Origin of the sequence: Brevundimonas mediterranea (assembly GCF_014196125.1) — a bacterium.
Taxonomy (GTDB): Bacteria; Pseudomonadota; Alphaproteobacteria; order Caulobacterales; family Caulobacteraceae; genus Brevundimonas; species Brevundimonas mediterranea.
Genome location: NZ_JACIDA010000001.1, coordinates 319055 through 343834 on the forward strand (window position 1 = coordinate 319055; position 24780 = coordinate 343834).

25 protein-coding genes and 1 tRNA gene are annotated in these 24780 nt (G+C 66.2%); 13 read left to right on the top strand and 13 right to left on the bottom strand.

Annotated features, from left to right (window positions below; all coding sequences use genetic code 11):
• The first annotated feature begins 20 nt into the window (after nucleotides 1-20).
• Entirely contained in the window at nucleotides 21-1496 is a 1476-nt protein-coding gene (locus GGR11_RS01625; protein WP_183195118.1) for a hypothetical protein, read from the top strand.
• Nucleotides 1497-1734: 238 nt separating this feature from the next.
• On the opposite strand, the gene GGR11_RS01630 is transcribed toward GGR11_RS01625, so the two are convergent.
• The 6 genes from GGR11_RS01630 to GGR11_RS01655 all read right to left on the bottom strand — a co-directional run bounded on the left by GGR11_RS01630 (nucleotide 1735) and on the right by GGR11_RS01655 (nucleotide 8350).
• Complete coding sequence (locus GGR11_RS01630) at nucleotides 1735-3237, bottom strand: serine hydrolase domain-containing protein (RefSeq protein WP_183195119.1); 1503 nt, start codon at nucleotides 3235-3237, stop codon at nucleotides 1735-1737.
• Nucleotides 3238-3639: 402 nt separating this feature from the next.
• Complete coding sequence (locus tag GGR11_RS01635) at nucleotides 3640-4485, bottom strand: alpha/beta fold hydrolase (protein ID WP_183195120.1); 846 nt, start codon at nucleotides 4483-4485, stop codon at nucleotides 3640-3642.
• 44 nt (nucleotides 4486-4529) lie between these two features.
• Nucleotides 4530-5393, bottom strand: coding sequence for an alpha/beta fold hydrolase (locus GGR11_RS01640; protein ID WP_183195121.1), 864 nt, complete (start codon nucleotides 5391-5393; stop codon nucleotides 4530-4532).
• On the bottom strand, nucleotides 5390-6403 hold the full coding sequence (locus GGR11_RS01645; RefSeq protein WP_183195122.1) for an NADP-dependent oxidoreductase: 1014 nt from the start codon (nucleotides 6401-6403) through the stop codon (nucleotides 5390-5392). Before GGR11_RS01645 ends, GGR11_RS01640 begins: the two co-directional genes overlap by 4 nt.
• Before the next feature lie 31 nt (nucleotides 6404-6434).
• Nucleotides 6435-7526 carry an alkene reductase gene (locus tag GGR11_RS01650; protein ID WP_183195123.1) on the bottom strand — a complete coding sequence of 364 codons (1092 nt, stop codon included), beginning with the start codon at nucleotides 7524-7526 and terminating at the stop codon, nucleotides 6435-6437.
• Nucleotides 7527-7567: 41 nt separating this feature from the next.
• The gene (locus GGR11_RS01655; protein ID WP_183195124.1) at nucleotides 7568-8350 is read right to left on the bottom strand and encodes an SDR family NAD(P)-dependent oxidoreductase; all 783 of its coding nucleotides are present in this window, start codon (nucleotides 8348-8350) and stop codon (nucleotides 7568-7570) included.
• A gap of 102 nt (nucleotides 8351-8452) precedes the next feature.
• On the opposite strand from GGR11_RS01655, the gene GGR11_RS01660 reads away from it, so the two are divergent.
• Nucleotides 8453-9034, top strand: coding sequence for a TetR/AcrR family transcriptional regulator (locus GGR11_RS01660; protein ID WP_183196340.1), 582 nt, complete (start codon nucleotides 8453-8455; stop codon nucleotides 9032-9034).
• A 25-nt stretch (nucleotides 9035-9059) separates the two neighbouring features.
• Here the strand turns inward: GGR11_RS01660 and GGR11_RS01665 are convergent, their stop codons facing one another.
• From GGR11_RS01665 to GGR11_RS01675, 3 genes are all read right to left on the bottom strand, one after another.
• Nucleotides 9060-9788 (bottom strand): haloacid dehalogenase type II, encoded by a 729-nt coding sequence (locus GGR11_RS01665; protein ID WP_343051041.1) that lies wholly within the window; start codon nucleotides 9786-9788, stop codon nucleotides 9060-9062.
• A 133-nt stretch (nucleotides 9789-9921) separates the two neighbouring features.
• Nucleotides 9922-11085 carry an alpha-hydroxy-acid oxidizing protein gene (locus tag GGR11_RS01670; protein ID WP_183195125.1) on the bottom strand — a complete coding sequence of 388 codons (1164 nt, stop codon included), beginning with the start codon at nucleotides 11083-11085 and terminating at the stop codon, nucleotides 9922-9924.
• A 66-nt stretch (nucleotides 11086-11151) separates the two neighbouring features.
• Entirely contained in the window at nucleotides 11152-11928 is a 777-nt protein-coding gene (locus GGR11_RS01675) for a class II aldolase/adducin family protein (protein WP_183195126.1), read from the bottom strand.
• A gap of 107 nt (nucleotides 11929-12035) precedes the next feature.
• Here GGR11_RS01675 and GGR11_RS01680 point away from each other — a divergent pair, with 107 nt between their 5' ends.
• Nucleotides 12036-12710, top strand: a complete 675-nt coding sequence (locus GGR11_RS01680) for a Crp/Fnr family transcriptional regulator (RefSeq protein ID WP_183195127.1) — start codon at nucleotides 12036-12038, stop codon at nucleotides 12708-12710.
• Nucleotides 12711-12728: 18 nt separating this feature from the next.
• On the opposite strand, the gene GGR11_RS01685 is transcribed toward GGR11_RS01680, so the two are convergent.
• Nucleotides 12729-13187: a PaaI family thioesterase gene (locus GGR11_RS01685; protein WP_183195128.1), complete on the bottom strand. Its 459-nt coding sequence runs from the start codon at nucleotides 13185-13187 to the stop codon at nucleotides 12729-12731.
• A 109-nt stretch (nucleotides 13188-13296) separates the two neighbouring features.
• On the opposite strand from GGR11_RS01685, the gene GGR11_RS01690 reads away from it, so the two are divergent.
• The 3 genes from GGR11_RS01690 to GGR11_RS01700 are packed head-to-tail and all read left to right on the top strand — an operon-like array spanning nucleotide 13297 to nucleotide 14621.
• On the top strand, nucleotides 13297-13743 hold the full coding sequence (locus tag GGR11_RS01690) for a winged helix-turn-helix transcriptional regulator (RefSeq protein ID WP_246331481.1): 447 nt from the start codon (nucleotides 13297-13299) through the stop codon (nucleotides 13741-13743).
• A gap of 60 nt (nucleotides 13744-13803) precedes the next feature.
• A complete protein-coding gene (locus GGR11_RS01695) occupies nucleotides 13804-14268 on the top strand; it encodes a MaoC family dehydratase (protein WP_183195130.1) in 465 nt (154 codons plus the stop codon).
• Nucleotides 14269-14285: 17 nt separating this feature from the next.
• On the top strand, nucleotides 14286-14621 hold the full coding sequence (locus GGR11_RS01700; RefSeq protein ID WP_183195131.1) for a hypothetical protein: 336 nt from the start codon (nucleotides 14286-14288) through the stop codon (nucleotides 14619-14621).
• Nucleotides 14622-15562: 941 nt separating this feature from the next.
• Here the strand turns inward: GGR11_RS01700 and GGR11_RS01705 are convergent.
• Nucleotides 15563-15638 (bottom strand) — tRNA-Lys (locus tag GGR11_RS01705).
• Nucleotides 15639-15793: 155 nt separating this feature from the next.
• On the opposite strand from GGR11_RS01705, the gene GGR11_RS01710 reads away from it, so the two are divergent.
• Entirely contained in the window at nucleotides 15794-17206 is a 1413-nt protein-coding gene (locus GGR11_RS01710) for an amino acid permease (RefSeq protein WP_183195132.1), read from the top strand.
• Nucleotides 17206-17559: an Hpt domain-containing protein gene (locus tag GGR11_RS01715; RefSeq protein WP_183195133.1), complete on the top strand. Its 354-nt coding sequence runs from the start codon at nucleotides 17206-17208 to the stop codon at nucleotides 17557-17559. Before GGR11_RS01710 ends, GGR11_RS01715 begins: the two co-directional genes overlap by 1 nt.
• Here the strand turns inward: GGR11_RS01715 and GGR11_RS01720 are convergent.
• Entirely contained in the window at nucleotides 17556-17900 is a 345-nt protein-coding gene (locus GGR11_RS01720) for a chorismate mutase (RefSeq protein ID WP_183195134.1), read from the bottom strand. The genes GGR11_RS01715 and GGR11_RS01720 overlap by 4 nt on opposite strands.
• 39 nt (nucleotides 17901-17939) lie before the next feature.
• The gene (locus GGR11_RS01725) at nucleotides 17940-18755 is read right to left on the bottom strand and encodes a ferredoxin--NADP reductase (RefSeq protein WP_183195135.1); all 816 of its coding nucleotides are present in this window, start codon (nucleotides 18753-18755) and stop codon (nucleotides 17940-17942) included.
• A 108-nt stretch (nucleotides 18756-18863) separates the two neighbouring features.
• On the opposite strand from GGR11_RS01725, the gene GGR11_RS01730 reads away from it, so the two are divergent.
• The 5 genes from GGR11_RS01730 to GGR11_RS01750 all read left to right on the top strand — a co-directional run bounded on the left by GGR11_RS01730 (nucleotide 18864) and on the right by GGR11_RS01750 (nucleotide 24747).
• Nucleotides 18864-21113, top strand: a complete 2250-nt coding sequence (locus GGR11_RS01730; RefSeq protein WP_183195136.1) for a S9 family peptidase — start codon at nucleotides 18864-18866, stop codon at nucleotides 21111-21113.
• On the top strand, nucleotides 21047-22555 hold the full coding sequence (locus GGR11_RS01735) for an amidase (protein ID WP_246331483.1): 1509 nt from the start codon (nucleotides 21047-21049) through the stop codon (nucleotides 22553-22555). Before GGR11_RS01730 ends, GGR11_RS01735 begins: the two co-directional genes overlap by 67 nt.
• A gap of 32 nt (nucleotides 22556-22587) precedes the next feature.
• A complete protein-coding gene (locus GGR11_RS01740) occupies nucleotides 22588-22866 on the top strand; it encodes a SemiSWEET family sugar transporter (protein WP_183195137.1) in 279 nt (92 codons plus the stop codon).
• Between the two features lie 259 nt (nucleotides 22867-23125).
• Complete coding sequence (locus tag GGR11_RS01745; RefSeq protein WP_154726859.1) at nucleotides 23126-23431, top strand: SCP2 sterol-binding domain-containing protein; 306 nt, start codon at nucleotides 23126-23128, stop codon at nucleotides 23429-23431.
• A gap of 104 nt (nucleotides 23432-23535) precedes the next feature.
• Nucleotides 23536-24747 (top strand): acyl-CoA dehydrogenase family protein, encoded by a 1212-nt coding sequence (locus GGR11_RS01750; protein WP_183195138.1) that lies wholly within the window; start codon nucleotides 23536-23538, stop codon nucleotides 24745-24747.
• Nucleotides 24748-24780 lie beyond the last annotated feature (33 nt).

The window sequence follows — 24780 nt, forward strand, 5'->3', positions numbered from 1 at the left end:
CGCCTCGGAAGCGCCTGGGCTTGGGGCCTGCGGAGCCGCCCGTCTCTGAAAAGATGCGGAGGAGCGCAGATCGTACGGGCGTCGAATTTTATCCCTCGTCTCGCCGCAATAATGCCGCGCCAAGCGCCACCATACTGTTCCCAACGTCCTCATGGAGGGCTGAAAAATCCTTGAGGACAGCCATGACGTTTCGCTCCGTCCGCCGCCATGCCCGCTTGGCTGCAGCCTCCTTGTTGCTGCTTCCGGCGACCGGTGCAGCCGCACAGTCAAGGCTGGATCCCGCGTCGGCCACGTCGGCTTTCGAACACGCCCGGTCCTTATGCGAAGCGGATCAAGGCCGAGCGTGGAACGTGAGCCTGTGTGGCCCGATGCTTGTCGCCGACCCCGCGACGCGAGACTTCATCGCCAATATGGACGGCGCGGACGCGCCGCTTGAACGGGACGGCGAGGTCTTCAGGGGACATCTTCCCGATAGCGTGCCTATCGCCAATACCGCCGTGCGTTGGAACGGTCGCGTCTGGACCATGTTGCTCTCTCCCTTGCCGAAGGAGGAGCCCGCGCTTTCCATCCTTCTGATGCACGAGGCCTGGCATCGCGTTCAGGACCAGATCGGTTTGGCGGCGGTCAACGCCGACCAGCCCCAACTCGCGACCGAGGCCGGGCGTGTGTCCTTGCGCCTTGAACTCCGGGCCCTATCGACGGCCGTCGCTGCGACAGATCCGACGCAGAGAAACCTCGCCATCCGCGACGCCCTGACCTTCCGCGCCTGGCGCTATGCCCGGTTTCCTGAGGCGCAGGCCGCGGAGGACGCCATGGAGCGGCACGAGGGGCTCGCCGAATACACCGGAAGGCTTCTGTCGCGCGACGACGAGATGATCCGCCATCTGACGGCGCACCTAGACCGTGGCGATCAGGTGCGCGCGTATGCCCGATCTTTCGCCTATTACACGGGGCCGGCCTATGGCGTGTTGCTCGACGAGGTTTCGCCCGACTGGAAGAAGACATGGGACCGACGCGAGGGGCTGCCCTCGCGATTGGCGACGACCTTGGGCTTGGAGATCCCGTCCGACGATGAGGCGTTCGCCGCGAGCGGTCTGCGCTATGGGGCGGCCGCCATCCAGGCCGAGGAAGCCGCACGGGCGCTTGAGCAGGCCGTTCGGATCGCAGCTCTGAGAGCCTCTCTGGTAGACGGATCGGTGCTGACCGCGCCTGTTTCTGGCGCGAATTTCAGCTTCGACCCCAACAAGGTGACGCCCTTGCCGCCAGAGGGAACCGTGTATGGCGTCATTCGCGTAGCGGCGGACTGGGGTGTTCTGGAGGCCGACAAGGCGGCGCTTCTTTCGACCGACTGGTCGAGACTGTCCGTCGAACACACCGGTGCGGTTCGCACTGAAGACGGCCTTAAAGGCAGAGGTTGGACGCTGACGCTTAGGCCCGGTTGGGAGCTGACGCCGGGGCAGCGTGGTGGCGACTGGACCATTGAGCGGCGACCTTAGGATTGACCTCTCGGGCGTTGAGCATGCCCTTCTGTCCAGCCGAACACCGTTGCGGCGTGCGCCGCGACGGTGTGGAAGACCTCCACCTGACCAGCTGTTCTGGCGGGCTCGTCATCGGCGCGTGAAGTCGGCATCGCGCCCGAAGGCGGACGTCCGGCTCACACGCCAAATGTCGTGTTTACGGCAAGATCCGCATGACTGCTCATGGCGTATTGGCGATCCGTCAAACCATCGCGTCTCAAGTCTTGTCAAAGATCAGGACATCCTTGCTCGCAAGGGCCCGCAAGCTCTTCACCTTGCGGTCGGCGTGACGGTTGAGCTGGAAACGCATGGTCGCAGCTGGGACGTATCCATCGGGCATTACGAATGTCGATGTGTCCACCGGGGCGAGGCGGCGGAGCCGATTTCCAGCCTTTAGGTGCAACTGCCCATCGACGAGAACCAGTTCAAGCATGTCCGTGCTGAAACCCGTGTCCAGAAAACCGGTCAACGTCGGGTCCTGATCATCACGACGACGGTATTGGCCGACGTAGTCTGTCAGAAAATCCACGACAGGCGCTGGGCCTAGTTTGACCGACCAGTCCCCTGGCCAATCGAAGGCGTCTGAGATCGCATTGCGAATCTCGTCGCCGAGCACGTCGCCGTTGGCGCCGTTGGTCAGAATGACAAGGCCGTCGCCGCTCGCCAGATTGCCTTCGATGTAAGCCTTGTAGCTGTCATTGGCGCCGGCATGGTGGAAAATCCTGGCCTCGCCGTCTCCGGCAAGCCTCGGACCCAAGCCGTTAAAGCCTGGCGTCACTGCGGTCATCATGTCCGCAGCCAAAGCCTGCGGCAGGAAACCGTGAGGTCCCCGATAGCTGGAGGCGAGGCTCACGATCAGCTTGGACAGGTCAGCGGCGGTCGTCCAGAGGCCGGACGCGGCGAGTTCGGGAAAGCTCTGCCACCCCCGCGGTTGCGCAGCCGGCTGCCCGCTTCGATCATGCGCATGGGCGATGTCGGGGATGGAGACATCCGGCGATGCGACGAACCGGCTCCGCTGCATGCCCAACGCCTCGAACATGAACCGTTGCGCGACGAGGTCGAACGCCTCGCCGGTCGCGTCTTCGATCACAGTCTGTATGACCATGTAGCCGCCGCCCGAGTATCTTGATCGGAGCCCGGGTCGATCGACCCTGGCAAGCGGCTTGTTCAGGGCGGGAGAGACGCCGTTCAGGGTCTGAACCAGGGTCGGCAAGGGCGCCGCCGGCGCATAGTCCTCGAAGCCATGGATGTTGAAACCGCTGGTGTGGGACAACAGCATTCGCAGGGTGACAGGGTCGTCGCGGCCTGACGGCTCAGACGGAAGGCGCCACCGCTTCAGCCATCGGTTCACATCTGTGTCCAGGTCGAGCGTTCCGAGCGAAACCAGCTTGAGACAGAGGGCCGCCGTAGCGACCTTGCTGACCGAACCGACAGAGAAAAGCGTGTCCAGACCGACTGAGGCGCGTTCTCCTGCGACCCGCGTTCCGAACCCTTGAGCAAAGGTCGCCCGCCCGGCCTGAATTACGGCGATGGCGACGCCTGGAACGCCATGGTGCGCCATGCGCTCGACCAGGGGCCACCGCTCGGAACCGGTGTGGACCGTCGGCCTCAACTGCAGATGCGGCATGCCTTGAGCGCGCCGGGCGCCTGGAGGCTGCGTCGAGGTTATGGGCAGGCCGGCGCTAGCGGCCAGAAGGCTACGTCTGTCGATGCTGAGCATGGGGCGATCGCCTGATCGTTCGGCAGCGCCCGCCGTTCATGGTGCAAAGCTGGCCCGGTGCCCTAGCCAACTCGATGTATCGAGGGCTGCGAGGGTAATCGACACACGACCCAGGTCAAGCTTCGGAAACGCGGTGTGCTCAGGTCTCGCAGGCGCCTCTTTCCGGCGACGTGTCGAATGTGCGGGAAGGTTCCCATGATCAGCCGTATCAATAAAATTACCGCCCGCTTCGGCGTAGAAGATGGCGGTGCTGGTCTCGACATCAGCGCCGTGGCCCCAACCCATGCCGAAGTTGCCTGTCCCCGGCGCGAGCTGAGACACCCGTCTTTCCGAAACACCTGTAGGTCATGCGGCAAGCCATCTTCGTCGAGGGTTGGGGCGCTCGGCGTCGGGTCGCGCCGATCAGTCTTCGAGGAACTGAAGGGCGTGCTTCAGGAAGCGCTCGGGATACTGGAACTGCGCCCCATGGCCGGCGTCCGGATAGACGATCAACTGGGCGTTCGGGATGTTCTGCACCATGTGCCAGGAGTTGATCGTGGCGATCATCACGTCGTTGACGCCGTTCACGATCAGGGTGGGCTGGGTGATCTCGGCCAGGTGGGCGAACGGTCGTTCGGGATCCAGGGGAGTGACGAAGGCGGTGTTGGCCTCGATCTGACCCATCATCAGTTCGGGCGAACTCGGCGGATCCTGGTCGACGCGCTGATGACGACGGTCCCAGAACGCCCGACCGGCCTGTTTGGCCGCTTCGGACGGGCCGAAGAACAGGAACAGGAAGTCGTCGACGGTCGGGATCGGCCGCGGCGCGACCTCGAAGATCTTCGGATCGGGGTCGGGATTGCCGCCGCGCGGCTGGGTGCCCAGAAGCATCAGCCTGCGCACGCGGTCGGGATGGCGTCGGGTGAACTCCTGGGCGACCATGCCGCCTAACGAGAAACCGACCACATCCACCTGCGACAGGCCGAGGGCGGCGATCACCTTGGCGGCGTCGTCGGCCATGTCCTCGATGGTGTTGCGGGGCGTGCCGGAGGAGGAGGCGCTGCCCCGATAGTTGTAGAGGATGACTTCGCGACCGGCGGCCAGGCCGTCGGTCATCAAGGGATCCCAGTGGTCCATTCCTCCACGGAAATGCTGGAAGAACAGCAGGGGCGGCTGGCCTGAGTCGGCCTTGCCCCAGCGACGATAGGCGAAGCGATCGCCATCGACGTCGACATGGCGGGTGGGGGCGGTCAGATGGGTGTCGGACATTGGGATCCCTTGAGGGAGAGTGAGGAGGGCGTTCGAAGACAGCCTCAGTTGTCGAGGAACTTCAGCGTCATGGGCACGAAGGCCTCGTGATACTGGAAGATGCCGCCGTGCCCGGCGTCGGGGTAAAGGACGAGGTCTGCGTTCGGCAGGCGGTGGGCCATCTCAGTCGAGTTGCCGCTGGGCACCATGATGTCGTGATCGCCGTTGGCGACGAGGACGGGCTGCCGGACGGCGCCAAGATCCTGGGGCGCCAGGTTTCCCCAGGACTCGATGGCCTTCAGCTGGCGACGGAAGGCGGCGACGGTGATCGGCTTGTCCCTATCGCTGCGGCGTTCCTTCAGCCTTTCGAGGAACGCCTTGGCTGCGCGGCGCCCGGCCTGGCTTGAGGTAAAGAACAGATAGGTCTTCGGATCCTTCAGGGTCAGCATGCCCTTGATGATGAGAGGGGTGGACACCGCCCCGACCTTGTTGATGCCTTTCCCGCCGGCCGGGCCGGTCCCGGTGAGGACGACCTTGCGCGCCAGATTGGGCGCCTGGCGAAGCATGTCCTGCGCCACGAACCCGCCGAGCGAGAAGCCCATGAGATCGATCCGGGTCAGGCCCAGAGCACTGACGACAGCCAGCATATCAGTCGCCATCTCGGCCACCGTGACGGGCGCCTCGCCGCCAGAAGCGCCGACGCCCCGATAGTCGAGAGCGAAGACGGTGCGGTTCGTCGCCAAGCCGTCCAGGATGCGCGGATCGAAATTATCCAGCGTCGCCCCCCAGTGATTCAGCATCACCAGCGGCAGACCGTCGCCCGATCCGAGCCGACGATAGGCGAAGCGTGTTCCCGCCGCTTCAACCGTCCGGTTGGGGGTGGTGTTCCAGGTCTCTGCGGACGCGGGGGGCAAGGGGGCGGCGCTCATTGCGCATCCGCCTTGACGGTGACGACGACCTTGCCCTTGGCGCGGCCGGTTTCGATGTAGGCGAAGGCGGCGTTGAGATCGGCGAAGGCGAAGGTGCGATCCAGTACCGGGCGGATGTCGCCCGCCTCGATCAAGGCGGTGATCCGACCCAGTTGCTCGCCGTTGGCGCCCATGAACAGGAAGGAATAATCGATGTCCTTCGCCGCCGCCTTGTGCCGGATCTTGCGGCTGATCAGGCGCAACACCAATCGAAGCACCGGGTTCAGACCCTGGGCCCTGGCGAAGGCGGGATCGGGCGGCCCGGAGATCGAGATCAGCTTGCCGTCGGGCTTCAGCACCTCCAGCGAACGCTCGAGCGTGTCGCCGTCCAGGCTGTTCAACACCACGTCGTAGTCTGTCAGAAGCGCGGCGAAGTCCTGGCTCTTGTAGTCGATGACCACATCGGCCCCCAGGCTGCGGACCAGATCGGCGTTGGCGGCGCTGGTCGTCGTGGCGACCGTGGCGCCGAGGTGTTTGGCCAACTGGATGGCGACCGTGCCGACCCCGCCGGAACCGGCGTGGATCAGGACCTTCTGACCGCGGCTCAGGTGGGCGCGGTCCACCAGCACCTGCCAGGCCGTCAAGGCGACAAGGGGCATGGAGGCCGCTTCCTCCATGGTCAGGTTGCCGGGCTTCAGCGCGACATCGGCTTCATCGACGGCGATGAACTCGGCGAAGGTTCCGATCCGGCCGTCTCGCGGCCGGCCATAGACGGCGTCGCCGACCTTGAATCGACGCGCACTCGGGCCGACGCGCACGACCTTGCCCGCCACGTCGTGGCCCAGCACGAAGGGCGGGCGATACGGCAGGATGGGCTTGAACTCGCCGTCGCGGATCTTGGCGTCGAGCAGGTTCAGTCCAGCGGCGTGAACTTCAATCAGCACATCGCTGTTGCGTAGCGCCGGGTCAGGACGTTCGCCGAGACGCAGGGCGCTCTTCTTGGCGTAGCGGTCGAGGATGTAGGCTTTCATTGGGAATTCCTTGGCGCAGCTCGGCGGTCGGTCAGGCGCGGAGGGCGTCGAGCCGGGGATAGTCGGTGTAGCCCTCGGCGCCGCCGCCATAGAGGGTCGCCGGATTGATATCCGCCAAGGCGGCGCCGCTTTTCAGCCGTTCCACCAGGTCGGGATTGGAGATGAAGGGGCGACCGAAGGCGAACAGGTCGGCCTCGCCCTGGATGAGTCGGGTCTCGGCGAGCGCGCGGTCGTAGCCGTTGTTGGCGATGTAGGTGTTCTTGAACCGGCGGCGCAGCGAACCGTAGTCGAAGACCGCATTGTCGCGCGGCCCGCCGGTCGCGCCTTCGACCACGTGGAGGTAGACGAGGCCGAGGGCATTGAGCTGATCGACGATATAGTCGAACTGGGGCTGCGGGTCGCTGCACGAGACCCCGTTGGCCGGCGAGGCGGGCGAAATCCGGATCCCGGTGCGGTCGGCCCCGATCTCCTCGGCGACGCCGGCGGCGACTTCGAGCATCAGGCGCGCGCGGTTTTCGACCGATCCGCCATAGGCGTCGGTGCGCGCATTGGCGCCGTCCTTGGCGAACTGGTCCAGCAGATAGCCGTTGGCGCCGTGGATCTCGACGCCGTCGAAGCCTGCCGCGATCGCATTCGCCGCGGCCCGTCTGAAATCGTCGACGATGTCGGGAAGCTCCTCCAGCGTCAGGGCGCGCGGCTCGGACACGTCGACAAAGCCGTTGTTGACGAAGGTCTTGGTCTCGGCGCGGATCGCCGACGGGGCGACCGGCGCCGCGCCGCCGGGTTGAAGATCGACGTGCGAGATCCGACCCACGTGCCAGAGTTGCAGGACGATGCGGCCGCCCTCGGCATGCACGGCGTCGGTCACCCTGCGCCAGCCCTCGACTTGAGCTGCGTCATAGATGCCGGGGGTGTCCTGATAGCCCTGGCCCTGCTGCGAGATCTGGGTCGCCTCGGCGATGATCAGACCCGCCGTGGCGCGCTGACGATAGTATTCCACAGCGAGGTCGCCGGGCACGAAGCCCGGCCCCGCCCGATTGCGCGTCAAGGGCGCCATGACGATGCGGTTGGACAGTGTTACGGGGCCGAGGTCGTAGGGAGAGAACAGATCGGGGGGCGTCATGGGATGTCTCGCAGTCTGAAAGGCGAAAAGGCGTGTCGGGATCAGCCGCGGTAGCGGTCCGCCGGGACGGTGGCGGCGAACCCGGGCAGCATGGCTTGACGGGCGCCCTGGAAGGCGTCCCACAGGCCGGCGTCCTGGAGCGGGGGAATGGTGACGGGCTCGCGCCGGTCGAACCCGACCAGGGCGGCGTCCACCAGGTCCGCGACCTCCATCAGGGGCGGCAGGTTTGCAGGGTCGGCCCCGGAACGGTCCCAGATTTCGGTTCGGGTGCCTGAGGGCAGGACCGCCTGGACGTAAACGCCCTTCGGCCCCAGTTCGAAGGCCAGGCCTTGCGAGAGGAACAGAACGAACGCCTTGGTCGCGCCATAGGTCGTCAAGCCGAACTCCGGCGCCAGCCCCACGACGGAGCCAATGTTGACGATGGCGCCGCTTCCAGCCTTGGCGAAGCGGGGCGCAACGGCGTTGGCGAGTTCGACGACCGCTGAGACGTTCAGGGCGATCAGGTTCTGCTGGGCGGCGCTGGACTGATCGGCGAACTGGCCGCTGAGGCCGGCGCCGGCGTTGTTGATCAGGACACCGATCGTGTCGTCCTCACGCAGGCGGCCGGCCACCGCGTTCAGATCCGGGGCCTGGGTCAGGTCGGCCTTCACGACGTCGATCGACACTCCGGTCTCGGCGCGCAGCGTCGCGGCGAGGGCTTCCATTCGCTGATCGTCCCGGGCGACGAGCACTAGGTCGTGGCCCCGACGCGCAAAACGGTCGGCGTAAACAGCGCCGATGCCGCTGGAGGCGCCGGTGATCAGGACAGAGGGAAGAGCGGGCATGGGGGTAGACTCCTTATTGGCCTTATTCATGATGACCGTCATCTGTTGCCAAATATGATGCCTGTCATGTATAAGTCAACAGAGAGTTCGGAGTGTTTTGATATGAGAGTGACGCGTGAGCAGATGCAGGCCAACAGGACGCGAATCCTGGACGCCGCCGGTTGGCTGTTCCGGGAGAAGGGCTTTGACGCGGTCAGCGTGGCTGAGGTGATGAAGGCCGCGGGCCTGACCCACGGCGGCTTCTACGGGCACTTCGAGTCCAAGGATGATCTCATCGCCCAGGCGATCGCTCATATTTTCAGCGGCGGCCTGCAAGGGCCTGATGACCTGAATGCTTATCTCGACGCCTATCTATCGCCACTGCACCGAGACAGCGTGGCCAAGGGGTGTCCCACGGCGGCCTTGATCGCCGACGTCCGGCGTCAGACTCCCGCCGCGCGCCTCGCCATGACCGCCGGCTTCAGATCACAGATCGATCGCATAGCCTCGGCGATCGCCGAGACGAAATCGCCCAACGCCCGGAGGGCGGCGATCGGCGCCTGGGCGTCCTTGGTCGGGGCTCTTGTACTGGCGCGCACCGTCGATGACCCGACGCTGTCCGGCGAGATCCTTGAGGAGACGCGAAACTGGATCGGCGGCAAGACAGGCCTAAGTCGTGGAGACGAGCCGGCCGTGGCGACGTAGGGGGCCTGAGCGCGCCCTCTCCGAGTCATAAGCTCCACTGCGCCGCGAGGGCGGTCAGGCTGTCGGCGGACCAGTCCCAGTCTTGCGCCGCGCCGGCGTCCGGGGCCAGGCGGCCGCCGTATTCGTTCGGCCGGGCGATATAGGCCGTGCGCAACCCCGAGGCGCGCGCCGCCGCGAGGTCGCTGTGATGGGCGGCGACGAGGCAGAGTTGCTCCGGCCGAAGTCCGAGAATTTCAGCCGTGCCCAGATAGGCGCGAGGATCAGGTTTGTAGATTCGGGTGACCTCCGCGCCGAGAATGGCGTCCCACGGCAGTCCGGCTCGGCGCGCCATTTCCAGCATCAGGCCGATGTTGCCGTTGGACAGGGTCACGATTGGGAGGCCGACCTTAAGCCGGGTGAGACCCTCGACGGAGTCCGGCCAGGGATCCAGCCGATGCCAGGCCCTGTTCCAATCGGACAGCACCGCCTCGTCGAGCGTCGGGTCGATGCCTTCGGCGCGCAAGGCGTCTTCCAGCATCTCGCGATGAAGAACATCGAGCGTCACATACCCTCGGTTCGACGTGCGATAGGCGGCCATCACCTCAATGTAGCGAAAGCGCCAGGCGTCGGCGAAGGCGGCCGGATCGACGTCGTCCCGGCCGATCCGCTGGAGAAACCCGGCCGACTCCCGGGTGATGCTGGTTCGCCAATCGACCACGGTGCCGAAGACGTCGAACGCCAGGGCCATCGGCCTTGGGGAGGAGGATTGGGACACGACAGGGCTCCTGCGGGCTGAGGATCCAGGTGACGCCCAGACCGAACTGGCTGGGCCGATGAGCGCGCCCGTCGCCAGGCCGGCGATCATGAGGCGCCGCCGGTTCATGACGTCGCCCTGGACGCGAGCCGGGTCAAGTCAGCCGCTCCGCGCCGGCGGCGCGAACGTCGGCGAGGGTGGGATAGCCGTTGACCGCCATCAGCAGGTCCGCTTCGGCGAGGATGGAGCGCAGGACGTGGGCGGCGCCATCCGCTCCGCCGAGGGCCAGGCCGTAGAGATAGGGGCGGCCCACGCCGACGGCCCGGGCGCCAAGGGCGAGCGCCTTGACGACATCGCTCCCGGATCGGACGCCGGAATCAAAAAGCACCGGCGTGTCGCCGGATGCGGCGACCACGCCGCGCAGATGGTCAATGGCGGCGATGCCGCCGTTGGCCTGTCGTCCGCCGTGATTGGAGCAGTAGATGGCGTCGGCCCCGCCGTCGATCGCCCGTCGGGCGTCATCAGGATGGCAGATCCCTTTGAGCACGAGCGGCAGTTTGGTGAGGGACCGAAGCCAGGTCATGTCGTCCCAGGTCAGCACCTTGCCGAAGGTCGCCATCCATTGACGGACCGCGGCGGGAAGGTCCTCGTGCGGCGGCTTCTCCAGCATCCGTAGAAAGACAGGGTCGCTGAAATAGTTGCTCAGCACATGGCCGCGGAGTTGGGGGAAGTTGCCGCTGTTCAGGTCGCGCGGCCGCCATCCCGTCAGCCAGGTGTCCAGCGTGACGACGATCGCCTTGTAGCCGGCGGCTTCGGCCCGGCGGACGAGGCTTTCGGTCAGATCACGGTCCTTAGGGGTATAGAGCTGGAAGAAACCCGGCGTCTCGCCCAGCGCGCGCGCGACATCCTCGAGCGGATCATTCGTCAGCGTCGAGACGGTGAGCGGAACTCCCGTCGCCGCAGCGGCACGGGCGGCGGCCAGGTCTCCGTGTCCGTCCTGGGCGCACAGGCCCGCCACGCCGATCGGCGCCATGAAGAGCGGGTGGGGCAGGGTCAGGCCGAACAGATCGATCGACAGATCGCGCGTCGAGGTGTCCACCATCATACGCGGCGTCAGGCCCCAGCGATGAAAACCCTCGGCGTTGCTGCGCTGGGTGAATTCATCGCCGCAGCCGCCCTGGACATAGTTGAGAACGGAGGCGGGCAGGGCTGCGGCGGCCCGGTGTTCCAGCGTCGCGAAGTCGACCGGAACCTTGGGCAAGACCCCGTTCAGCCCGGCCATATAGAGTTCGTTCTGGTAGTCGCCGTAGTGGGCCAAGGCTTTGGCTCTCCCGTCGTTGGCGGAATCGAGATGGAGCGGGGGCGGCCCGCGGCGGCGGCGTCCTCAGTCCCGGAAACCGGGATTGATCCGATCGAGCTTTCGCAGCAGGGCGGGCCAAGCCAGCGTGTCGGACACCATGGTCATGGCCTCGGCCCCCGACTGCGCCTGGACCTTTTCGGCGACGCCCTGGTTCGGCGTGTTGAGACCGTCTCGTCCCGCGCTGAGCATCAGCACCTGGGCCTCGCAGGCCCGTTCCAGGAAATACATCCGGATGAAAGCCTGGGCCACGGTCGAGCCGACCGTCAGGGTCCCGTGGTTGCGCAGGATCATGGCGTGGCGATCGCCGAGGTCGGCCACGAGCCGCTCGCGCTCGTCCAGGTCCGTCGCGATCCCCTCGAAGTCGTGATAGGCGACGTCGCGCCCGGCGATCATCGCCGTCTGGGTGTGGGGCAAGAGCCCTTCGGCCATCGCCGACACCGCCTGCCCGTGCGGGGTGTGCAGATGAAGGACCGCCATCGCGTCCTCGCGCGCCGCATGGATGGCCGAGTGAATCACGAAGCCGGCGCGGTTCACCGGTGCGGGGCTGTCCGAGACCTTGTTCCCGTCGATGTCGATCTTGACCAGGGACGAGGCGGTGATCTCCTCGAACATGTGGGTGTACGGATTGATCAGGAAATGGTGCTCGGGACCCGGCACGCGCGCCGACAGGTGGGTGAAGATCAGGTCGTCCCAGCCGTAGAGGGCGACCAGCCGGTAGGCGGCCGCCAGATCGACGCGCAACGCCCATTCCTCGGGGGAGACGGCGTCGTCCGCCGAGACCGTCTTCAAGGCCGTGGTCATGCTGGATTCTCCCGTTGTCGTCCTTGTTGTTGCGTTCACGGTGACACAGCAAGGAAGATGAGAATGTCGCAAACTTGACAATCTGGCGCCGGCGGCGACCATGGGAGATGGACGCCGCCGACCTCGCCGTGCTCGCAACCGATTCCTGGTTCGGCGATCTCCCGCCCCAGCGGCGCGCCCTCTTGCTGGATCAGGCCCAGGCGCGTGTGGTCCCGGACGGGGGGCGGATCTATGATTTCGGAGACCCGCCGAACGGCCTCTGGGCTGTTCTTGAAGGGCAAGTCCGGCTCAAGGCCTATCCCGCGCCAGGCGTTGAGTTCGTAGCCCTGATCCTGGGGCCGGGCGCCTGGTTCGGCGAGGTCTCGACCCTGGACGGCGGTCCGCGTCCGCATGATGCGGCGGCGTCGGGCACTGCACGCGTGCTTCACCTGTCGATGGCGGTGTTTGGTCGGCTCGCGGAGACGACCCCAGCCCTCTATCTGGATGTCGGGCGGCTGGCCTGCCGGCACCAGCGGGTCGCCTTGGATTTCATCGCCCAGACCGTGGCCCTGCCGTTCGAGGTGCGTCTGGCCAAGCTGTTGGAGGGCAGAACCCAGGCCGACGGCGGCGTCCTGACCCTTCGTCAGGAGGATCTCGCGGTGATGTTGAGCGTCTCGCGCCAGACCCTCAACCGCGGCCTGAGAGGCATGGCGCAGGCCGGTGTCATCAGACAGGCCTACGGGCGCATCGAGATCATGGATCGCGCAAGGCTCATGGTCATGGCCTCGGCCGCCGACCGCTGAAAGCCGGTCTCGTTCAACTCACGGCCGCTCCAGCGGGAAGATCAGCAGGGTGGAGGTGGCGCTGGCGCAGAGCCGTCCTTGACGGTCCACCAACCGGGCCTCGGCGAAGGCGACGCGCCGGCCCCGGGAGGCGATCGTTCCCTCGCACCGGACGGGGCCGCTCGTGTCGCTCATGCCCCGGTGATAGGCCACCTTCAACTCAAGCGTGGTGAAGCCCTCGCCCACCTCCAGAGTGGAATGGACCGCGCAGCCGCAAGCCGTATCGAGCAGAGTGGCGGCGTATCCGCCGTGAACCGAACCGATGGGATTATAGACCGCGCGACTGGGACGCCCTTCGAAAACGACCCGCCCGCGTTCGACCTCGATCAGGTCGAACGCCAGCGTCTCTCCGATCGGCGCCTTGAGATCGCCCCGGAGAATCGCCTGCACCTGGGCCAGGCCGTCCAGACCGGTCAAGTCGCTCGTCGCAGCGGTCATCTTCGCTCTCCCGAACAATCCCGACCTATCGGTAAGTCTTGAAAGAGGACGGAGTCAACGCTACTCGAAGGCGATGAAATCCGGAGAACTCGCACGATCGACCTGCGGCATGGAACGCGCGCTCGCGGTCGTAGGCGATCGGTGGGCCCTGACGATTCTGCGTGACGCCTTTCTGGGCGTCAGGCGCTTCGAGGATTTTCAGCGCCGATCGGCGATGGCGCGCAATGTTTTGGCCAAGCGCCTGGCGCTGCTCGTGGGCCATGGCGTCCTGGCCCGGACGGTCTACCAGGATCGTCCGATCCGACATGAGTATCGGCTTACGTCGAGAGGGCAGGGCCTGTTTCCGGTCATCCTGTCGCTTGCAAGTTGGGGCCAGGCGTACCTGACCGAAGATCATGCGCCCGCCCCCTTGTTCCGTCATCGCGGTTGCGATCACGACATGCGTCCGGTCTTGGCCTGTTCCGCGTGCGGCGGCGAACTCCATGCGCGATCAGTCGAGCTGAACCTTGAGACAGACACCGGGGATGGAGCGGCGGTTCGGGCGTTCGCCGGCTGAGCCGAGACTCCTAGCGCTGACGGAATTGGTGATGACACCGACAGAGGACAGGAGCTGAGATTGGAGTATTTCGAGGATATCGCGGTGGGCGACACGGCCCGCTTCGGCGCCTATGCTGTCGATCGGGTGGAAGTCATCGCCTTCGCCGAAAAGTTCGACCCGCAACCTTTCCATTTGTCCGATGCGGCTGCGGCGAAAACCCCGTTCAAGCGGCTCGCCGCCAGCGGCTGGCATACCTGCGCCATGACCATGGCCATGACGGTCGCCCATGGTCAGGAGCGTCAACAGGCGCTTCTCGGCTCGCCGGGGATCGACACCCTGCGCTGGCTCAAGCCGGTCTACCCCGGCGACACGCTTCGCTGTGAAACCCAGGTGATCGAGGCGCGTCGTTCGGAAAGCCGCCCGACCATGGGCCTCGTCAAGAGCGCCGTCACAGTATTCAATCAGGACGATGTCGTCGTCATGACGTTTATCGCCAATATGATGGTCCAGGCCCGGCCCGGCGGACGGGCCGCGACTGCATAACTCTGACTGGAGCCCCCATGTTCGACGTCGTCCTGGCCCTCGCCTTGCTGCTGCCCCAGAGCGTTCCCTACACGGTTGCGCAGACTCCGACGGGCGCTCAAGCCTGGCCGCCCGAAACCAGCGTCAGGGCTCCGCTCAACGCCCTCGAATACCCCACGGTTCTGGAGCCTGTGAACAGGTCGCTTGCAGCGTTGCTGGACGATGGGGCGAAGGTCGTCTCGGCCTATGTCGGCGAAAAGGGGCCGATCGTGACGGTCCAGAAGCGAGGCAAGGTCACCGTTTGTCTCGTCATCGGTCCCGACCCGTCCACAGATCAGAATGTTCCAACCTCGCGTTGCTACAATCTCAACTAGGGTCAGGGCTCGATCTGAATGCCGACGTTGCAAAGGGGGCGCGCGCAGGGGCGTTTTCGGCGCCTTGGACAGGTTGAGGTCGCAGGCGAAAGCCTGGCGGCCATGGTCGCAACATCTTGGCGAATGAGGCGCAGACAGGCCTGGGTCTGAAACCTCCGCTCGCGAAGGTTGGGAGGACCGCACGTCCGACGAAAGTCGGCGGACCGGGCATCCGCGTCGCCTGCATCTGAACAGGCTCGTCGCGTCTTCATGACGAGGCGCCCCGCATGTTCACCACTATCCTGGCCGAGACCCGGACCCATCGTCGAGTCCTGACCCCATTCGCTCCGGAAGAGGAATGTCGGGCGCACCGGCACGCCTGCGGCCAGGTCTCCCTGTTGTTTTCGGGGGCTACGTCGTGAAGAGCCTTGAAGGCTTCCGGACCGTCGCCGGGACGAGCCTCAGTTGTAAGCCTGCAGGGTTCGAACTTACTTCGGTTTCGAACCTCGGGGGTCAGACGGCGCGGGGTCGGTCTATAGGCGCCGCGGCTGAAATTGAACGCCCGCTAGGGGCGTCGTGAGCGCCAGCACGCTGGATGGCCCGTTACCGCAGCTCCTATGCTTCTCCCGCGTGGGATCCGAGAGCCTCAGGTACCTGCCGGCTTCCTGGGGGCGTAGAAAGCGTCTCGGGGGTAGCTTTCGTCGGTCATCTCTCCTGTCCCTTCCGCTCGAAAACCAGACGATCCTCAGTTGGGTTCGAGCGGGTTGATACCCACAGCCTTGCGGGGTCGTAGCAGCTAAGGCCTATCGGGCCTTTCGGCGATAGATTCCGCCTATCGCCGGACATCCGAGTGTTGCTCGGAAAATCCGACGAGGCTTGACGCCAGCCTCACCGTTTTTCTCGACTGGAGAAACGGTGACCGGGAAGGTTGGGCAAAAATTTCAACGAAATCAAAAAGACGATGGTGGGTGATGTAGGGTTCGAACCTACGACCCGCTGATTAAGAGTCAGCTGCTCTACCAACTGAGCTAATCACCCGACCGGTCGTCTTCGTCTTCGGGGGCGAGAGGCCTTGCCGAAGGGCGCTCCTACTACCCAGCCCTTGGGGGGTTGGCAAGCGCTTTCGCAAACTTTCTTTGACGGGCATGGTCCGTCAGGAATCGGTCGCGTGGGGCGGCGGGGGAGCAAGCATCATGGCCTTCTGGAACCGGCGTCGTTCGATCGACGTCATGACGGCGCCGCACGACGGGCCGCGGCTGAAACCGACGCTCAGCTGGCCGCATCTGCTGGCCCTTGGCGTGGGCGCCATCGTCGGCACCGGCATTCTGACCCTGATCGGGGTCGGGGCGGGGCTGGCGGGGCCGGCGGTGCTGATCAGCTTCGGCCTGGCCGGCCTGGTCTGCGCCTGCGCCGCCCTGGCCTATGCCGAACTGTCGACCATGATGCCGGCGGCGGGCAGCGCCTATACCTATTCCTACGCCGTCCTGGGCGAGATGATCGCCTGGGTGGTGGGCTGGAGCCTGATCCTGGAATATTCGCTGGTGGTCAGCGCCGTGGCGGTGGGCTGGTCCGGTTACGCCGTCGGCTTCCTCAGCGGTCTGGGCGTCGATCTGCCGGCCGCCCTGGTCGCCGGGCCCCACGCCGGCGGGATCATCAACCTGCCGGCCGTGGCCATCATCGGGGTGGTGACGGGCCTGCTGCTGCTGGGCACCAAGGAGAGCGCGACCCTGAACGCCGTGCTGGTGGTGATCAAGATCGCCGCCCTGGTCGTCTTCGTCGCCATCGCCCTGCCGGCCTTCAAGACGGAGAACTTCACCCCCTTCATGCCCAACGGCTTCGGCGCCCCCTTCGTCCAGACGGGGGTGATGGCGGCGGCGGCGATCATCTTCTTCGCCTTCTATGGGTTCGACGCCATTTCGACGGCGGCCGAAGAGACCAAGAAGCCCGAGCGCGACCTGGCCATCGGCATCGTCGGCTCCATGCTGGTCTGCACGGCCCTGTATCTGGTGGTCGCGGCCGCCGCCATCGGCGCCCGGCCGGTGGCGGACTTCGCCGACAGCCCCGAGCCCCTGGCCCTGATCCTGCGCCAGATGGGGCAGGGGACGGCGGCCCAGTGGATCGCGGCGGCGGCGGTGATCGCGCTTCCGACCGTGCTCCTGGCCTTTCTGTTCGGTCAGAGCCGCATCTTCCTGGGCATGGCGCGCGACGGCCTGCTGCCGCGCCGCCTGGCCAAGGTGTCGGCGCGCGGCGTGCCGGCGGTGGTGACGGTCTTTACGGCTGTGGTGGTGGCGATCCTGGCCGGCCTGCTGCCGCTGGACGAACTGGCCTCCCTAGCCAACGCCGGCACCCTGGCGGCCTTCTGTTCGGTGGGGGTGTGCCTGGTCGTGCTGCGGATTCGCGAGCCGAATCGCAAACGGGTGTTCAAGGCGCCGCTGTGGCCCCTGGTCGGCGCGATCAGCGTGATCGGCTGCATCGTCTTCTTCCTGAGTCTGAAACCCGTCACTCAGGTGGGCTTCGTCGTCTGGAACCTGATCGGCGTGGCCATCTATCTGCTGTGGTCGTCGAAGAACTCGCGTCTGGCCAAGGGCGAGGAAGAAGCCGCCTGATGGCGCGCCGCGACCTGACCGGCGCCGTCGACTTCAGCGTGCTGGAGGGCATGACCGGCGGCGACGCGTCGATTTCAGAAGAGGTGCTGGGCCTGTTCGTCGAACAGGCCGCCCTCTGGTCCGCCCTGCTGAATCCGAAAATCGACGGCTGGCGCGACGGGGTTCACACGATCCGGGGCGCGGCAGCCGGGATCGGCGCCGGCGATCTGGCGGCGATCTGCGCCGAGGCGGAGACGGCCGAACAGGCCCTGGCCGCGCCGGCGCTGGAGCGGGTCAAGACGGCGTTGGATATAGCCCTGGCTGACGTGGCGGCGTATCGCCACGAGCTTATGTTGAGGGGGCTTAAAGCCTAGCTTCGAGTCCGGTCGTAGATCGCGAACTCGTGGGCGATGCAGCGGTCTATCAGCAGCCGCCAGACCGGCTCGGCGATGTCGGGCGACAGGTGCTGGGCCTCGGCGGCGATCAGGACCTTGGCCACCACGTCGTCGATGCGGGCCTGGTCGAAGACGGCGTCGCGGTCGGGCTTGATGCGGGCGGCCGCCTCCATATAGCGCTGACGTTCGGCCAGCAGGGCGACCAGGGCGCGGTCCAGGGCGTCGACGCCCTGGCGGACCTCGGCCATCGACTGGCATTCGGCGGGATCGACGCGGGCGTCGACGGCGACTTGTACAGCGACGGGGGCAGGGTGGTGCATGGCCCCGGCTTTCGCCGGGATGGGCGGACTTTTCAACCCCTAGCCGACGAAGGCGCGTTCCAGCACATAGTCGGCGGGTTCGGCGTTTGAGCCTTCCTTGAGCCCATAGGTCTCCAGCAGTTCGCCGGCTTCCTTGATCATGGCCATCGAGCCACACAGCATGGCGCGGTCGCGGGCGGGGTCGAAACCTTCCGGCAGGCCCAGGTCGCGGAAGAAGTCGCCCGACTTGATGCGATCGGTGATCCGGCCCGGGGTCTGGAATTCCTCGCGCGTGACCGTCGGGTAATAGGTCAGCTGCGCCTTGGCCTCGTCGCCGATCAGCGGATCGTCGTGGATCTCGCGGGTGAAGAAATCGCGATAGGCCAGGTCCGCGACGCTGCGCACCGTGTGGATCACATAGACGTGGCCGAAGCGGGAATAGGTCTCGGGATCACGCGCCACGCTCAGCCAGGGGGCCAGGCCCGTGCCCGTGCCGATCAGGAACAGCCGCTCGCCGCCGGTCAGGGCGTCCAGGACCAGGGTGCCGGTCGGCTTCTTGCCCATCAGCACCGTGTCCCCGGGGACGATTTTTTGCAGGCGCGAGGTCAGGGGGCCGTCGGCGACCTTGATCGAGAAGAACTCCAGCTCCTCGGCCCAGCAGGGGCTGGCGATGGAATAGGCGCGCAGGACGGGCTTGCCGCCGTCTTCGCCGGGCAGGCCGATCATCACGAACTCGCCCGAACGGAAGCGGAAATCCTCGGGCCGTTTCACGCCGAAACTGAACAGACTGTCGGTCCAGTGGCGGACCCACAGAACCTCCAGTTCGTTGAACGGGCTGGCTTTGACGGGAACGGGGGAGAGGGCGGCGTCGGTCATCGTACGCCTCTCTAATCTGAGACCCGCTCGCAGGGAAGGAAAAGCCGTCGCTTGAACGGCGACTTTTCCTCGTGACGGCTTGCAGAAGGGCCGCTAGCGTCGCCGACCATGCGCACAGTTCTTCTTGCTTCGACCATCCTCCTCTCGGCCGGTTCAGCGGTCGCCCAGGAGACGCCCTCCAACATCCTGACGCCCGAGCGGGTCTTCTCCAGCCCCAGCCTGAACGGCCCGGTGGCCAAGGGGGTCAGCCTGTCGCCCGACGGCCAGCTGGTCGCCTTCCTGCGCTCGCGCGAAGACAATGTGGACGTCCAGGACTTGTGGGCCGCCCCGACCGGCGAGGGCGAGGCCTACAAGCTGATCGACGCCCGCGCCCTGGCGCCCGACGCCGGCGAACTGTCCGAGGCCGAGAAGGCCCGGCGCGAGCGGATGCGGATCAGCGCCCGAGGCGTCGTCGACTATTCCTGGGACCAGCAGGGCCGCTACATCCTGGCGCCGCTGGAAGGCGACATCTTCCTGGCCAGCCGCGCCGACGGCAAGGTGCGCCGCCTGACCGAGACCGCCGCCGACGAGATCGACGCCAAGGTCTCGCCCAAGGGCAATTATGTCTCCTGGGTCCGCGACCAGAACCTGGTGATCTATGATCTGGCGACCGGCCAGGAGACGCCGATCACCGACGACGGCGCCGGCCTGATCACTTGGGCTACGGCCGAGTTCATCGCCCAAGAAGAGATGGACCGCGACACCGGCTATTGGTGGAGCCCCGATGAACGCTACATCGCCCTGACCCGTGTGGACGAAAGCCCGGTGGACATCGTGCCGCGCTTCGAGATCACCGGCGCCGGCGCCACCATGGTCGAGCAGCGCTATCCCCGCGCCGGCCGTCCCAACGCCGTGGTCGAACTCTATGTCCGCGACCTGCAGACCGGCGCGCGGGTCAAGGTGGACCTGGGGGCGAACACCGACATCTATCTGGCGCGGGTCGACTGGGCCGACGACGGCAAGACCCTGTATGTCCAGCGCCAGTCGCGCGACCAGAAGACGCTGGACCTGCTCAGCGTCGATCCGACCACCGGCGCCGCGCGCGTCATCCTCAGCCAGAAGGCCCAGGCCTGGGTCGATCTGAACAACGACTTCCATGTCCTGGCGGACGGCCGGTTCATCTGGTCGAACGAGGACAGCGGCTGGCGCCACCTGTATCTGTACGACCGCAACGGTCGGCGCCTGCGCGCCATCACGCGCGGCGACTATCCGGTCAAACATCTGGACGGCGTCAACGAACAGACCGGCGAGGTCTATTTCACCGCCTCGATGCGCGACGGCAAGGAATTGCCGATCGAACAGCAGATGTTCCGCGCCAGCCTGAACCGCACCGTCGATCCGGTGGCGGTGACCCCCGCCGGCGGCTGGTGGAACGTCTCGGTCAATGGGCCGGCGACGGCCTATGTCGGCAACTATTCGGATCCCAAGACCCCGCCCCAGTCGGCCCTGTACCGGATCGACGGCACGCGCGTGCGCTGGATCGAGGAGAACAAGCTCGACGCCGCCCACGCCTTCGCCCCTTATGTCTCGCGTCTTCGCACGCCCGAGTTCGGCACGATGCAGAGCCACGGCGAGACCCTGGTCTGGCGCATGACCACCCCGCCCGATTTCGATCCGACCAAGAAATATCCGGTGGTGATGCAGGTCTATGGCGGCCCCGGCACGGGCGCGGGCGTGCAGAAGAGCTGGCAGCCCCTGACCAACCAGCTGCTGACCGAGGCCGGCTATATCGTCTTCCGGGTCGACAACCGCGGCGAAGGCGACCGGTCCCAGGCCTTCGAGACCAGCATCTATCGTCGCCTGGGCATTCCTGCGGTCGAGGATCAGGCTTTGGCCGCCAAATGGTTGAAGACGCTGCCCTATGTCGATCCTGACCATATCGCGGTCATGGGCTGGAGCTTCGGCGGCTTCCTCAGCCTGCTGACCCTGACCGACAAGGATGCGGATCTGGCGGCCGCCCTGGCGGGCGCGGCGCCGACCGAATGGAGCCTGTACGACACCCATTACACTGAACGGTATATGTCCACGCCCCAGGACAACCCCGAAGGCTACGCCGCCACCGACGTCCTGCCGCGCCTGGACGATCTGACCGGCCGGCTGCTGATCCTGCACGGCATGGCCGACGACAATGTCATCTTCGGCAACGCCACCCGCGTAATCGACGCCCTTCAGGCCAAGAGCACGCCGTTCGAGATGATGCTCTATCCCGGCCAGAGACACGGCGTCCGCGGCGAACCGAGGCAACTTCAGCAATGGCGCACCTACCTCGACTTCCTGGACCGCACGATCGGCAAGCGGGCGGAACCGGCCGCCGACTGATCCTCGCGGCTGCGGTCGCGCTGTCCCTGGCGGGATGCGCGGCCGGGGCGGGCGGTCAGGCCGGGGAATATCCGTCCGCCGCAGCGGTGGTCGCGGCCGGCCGCCTGGACGACAGCGCCCATTCGGTCCTGCGCTGGAGCGCCTCTTCGCCGACCGGCCGCGGCGTTTCCGCCGTGTCCGGAATGCCGATCCTGCTGAAGGACAATATCGAGACGGCGGACATGCCGACCACCGCCGGGTCTCTGGCCCTGTCCGCCAATGCGCCCGGCCGCGACGCGCCCCTGGTCGCCCGGCTGCGGGCCGAGGGCGCGGTCATCGTTGGCAAGACCAATCTGTCGGAATGGGCCAATATCCGCTCGTCGGACTCGATCAGCGGCTGGAGCGCGGTCGGCGGCCAGACCCTGAACCCCTATGATCCCGCCCGCACCCCCTGCGGCTCCTCCTCCGGCAGCGGTGCGGCGGTGGCCCTGGGCCTGACGCCGGCGGCCATCGGCACCGAGACGGACGGCTCGATCACCTGTCCGGCCTCGGTCAACGGGATCGTCGGGTTCAAGCCCACGGTCGGCCTGGTCTCGCGCACCCACATCGTACCAATCAGCCATTCCCAGGACACCGCAGGCCCGATGGCGGCGACCGTTCGCAACGCCGCGCGGGTGCTGACCGTCATCGCCGGTTCGGACCCCGCCGACGCCGCCACGGTCGAGGCCGATGCGCGCAAGACGGACTATGTCGCCGCCCTCGACACCGACGCGCTGCGCGGCGCGCGCATCGGGGTGATGCGTTTCCTCAAGGGCTATTCGCCCGAGACCCAGGCGGTGTTCGAGCAGAACCTCCAGGTCCTGCGCGACGCCGGCGCCGTTCTGGTTGATCTGCCGGAGGGGCCTGACGGCCGCACCCTGGGCGAGGCCGAGTTCAAGGTGCTGCTGTACGAACTGAAGCACGATCTGAACGTCTATCTGGCCTCGACCGACCCGACCCAGGTCAGGACACGCACCCTGGCCCAGGTCATCGCCTTCAATGCCGCTGAGCCGCGCGAGACCGTGCTGTTCGGCCAGGACATCTTTGAACAGGCCCAGGCCATGGGCGGACTGGACGACCCCGACTATATCCAGGCCCGCGCCACCTCGCTGCGACTGGCGGGAGAAGAAGGGATCGACCGGCTGATGCGGGCTCACAGCCTGTCCGCCCTGGTCGCCCCCACCACCTCGCGCGCCTGGACCAATGACCCCAGGGACGACGACGACATGCAGGGCGCCGCCAGCCGTCTGGCCGCCGTCGCCGGCTATCCCCACCTGACCGTGCCGATGGGGTTTGATCAGAATATGCCCGTAGGTCTCAGCTTTATAGGTGGAAAATGGGATGACGCGCGCATCCTTTCTCTCGGTTACGCCTTCGAACAGGCGACGCAGGCGCGGCGGCCGCCGCCTGTATCCCGGCCCTGACATCGGGCGGTCGCGGCCGCTGGGAATGCGGCATGAGCGACTTGATCGCCAATATCGTCGGCTCGGCCGCAGCGGTCTGCTCCGTGACCAGTTTCGCGCCCCAGGCGGTCAAGATCTGGAAGGAACGCGACGCCTCCTCGGTCAGTCTGAAGACCTATTCCCTGACCGTGACCTGTTTCGCCCTGTGGGTCGTCTACGGCGTCATGACCCAGGCCTGGCCGGTGACCATCGCCAACTCATGCGCCCTGGTTATGGCCTCGGGCGTGCTGGCGATGAAATGGCGCTTCCGGAACGGTGATCCCGAAGCGTGACGGTTTGATTCGGATCAAGGCGAACCCTGTCTGACGGCGCAATCGTGGGGGGAGGAGATTTCTCATGCCCCAGGACGCAGTCCCGTTCGTCGCCGCTATCGTCGCGGCCTTCGTCTTCTTCATGGCCGCGCTGGCCCTGGCCGGTCTGTATTCGCGCTCGTCCGACGACAAGTGACGACAGCTTTACCCGACGTGATCTTGGCGCCCTGCACGATGCGGGTTACGGCATGTGTTCCAACGTCCAAGGGAGACGCCTCCAATGCCTGATCTCGCACAAGTCACAGAACACATCCGCGGCGCCGTCGGCGACAACTCCGGCCTCGGCAAGACCGTGAAGCTCGACCTCGGCGACGAGGGCAAGATCTTCATCGACGGCGCCTCGGTGCCGAACACCGTCACCAACGAAGACAAGCCCGCCGACGCCACCGTCTCGATGAAATGGGATGACTTCATGGCCCTGTCGGAAGGCAAGCTGGATCCGATGATGGCCTTCATGCAGGGCAAGCTGAAGATCGCCGGCGACATGATGATCGCCCAGAAACTGGCCCCGCTGCTGAAGCGCTGATGCCAGGCTGAGCAACAGTTGATTGCGGCGCGGCTCCCCTCGGGGCCGCGCCGTTTTCGTCTTCAGCGCCCGTCAGAGACGCGAACGAAAAACGAGGAAACGACATGGACTTCAGACATTCCGACCGCGCCCTGGACTGGCACGCCCGCGTGCGCCGTTTCCTCGACGAACAGGTCATCCCGCGCGAGGCCGAATATTTCGCCCAGGTGCGCGAGAACCCGAACCGCCAGCCCCCGGTCATGGAGGCCATGAAGGCCGCTGCGCGCGAGGCGGGCCTGTGGAACATGTTCCTGCCGGGCGAGCATGGGGCCGGCCTGACTAACCTCGACTACGCGCCTCTGGCCGAGATGATGGGCGCCCATCTGTGGTCGTCGGAGGTGTTCAACTGCAACGCCCCCGACACCGGCAATATGGAAGTCCTGCACATGTACGGCGACGCCGCCCAGCAGGAGCGCTGGCTGAAGCCCCTGATGGCCGGCCAGATCCGCTCGGCCTTCCTGATGACCGAGCCCGAGGTCGCCTCGTCCGACGCCACCAATATCCAGACCCGGATCGAGCGCGACGGCGACCACTATGTCATCAACGGCCGCAAATGGTGGTCGACCAATATGGCCCATCCGAACGTCGCCGTGACCATCGTCATGGGCAAGACCGACCCGGACGCCGCGACCCACGCCCAGCAGTCCCAGATCATCGTCCCCGTCGACACGCCCGGCTTCCGGGTCGAGCGGATGCTGTCGGTGTTCGGCTATGACGAACGCCCTATCGGCCACGCCGAGGTGGTGCTGGAGAACGTCCGCGTCCCCGCCTCGAACCTGATCGCTGGCGAAGGCCGGGGGTTCGAGATCGCCCAGGGGCGGCTTGGCCCCGGCCGTATCCACCACTGCATGCGCGTGATCGGCGCGGCCGAGCGGGCGCTGGAGCTGATGGTGAAGCGCCTCTTGAACCGCACCGCCTTCAGGAAACAGCTGGCCGAACATTCGGTCTGGGAGCAGCGGGTCGCCGACGCCCGCACCAATATCGAGATGTGCCGGCTTCTGGTGATGAAGGCCGCCTGGATGATGGACGAGGCGGGGGCCAAGAACGCTCGCTCCGAAATCGCCCAGATCAAGGTCGCCGCCCCTCGCATGGCGCTTCAGGTCATCGACGACGCCATCCAGGCCTTCGGCGGCGCCGGCGTCTCGGGCGATACGCCCTTGGCCGAACTCTATGCGACCGTCCGCACCCTGCGGATCGCCGACGGCCCGGACGAGGTTCACAACCGCAGCATCGCCCGGCTGGAATACGCCAAACACGGCGGCAAGCCGGTGCGTTGAATTCACCGTTACGCTTCCTAGATCAGGGGAACT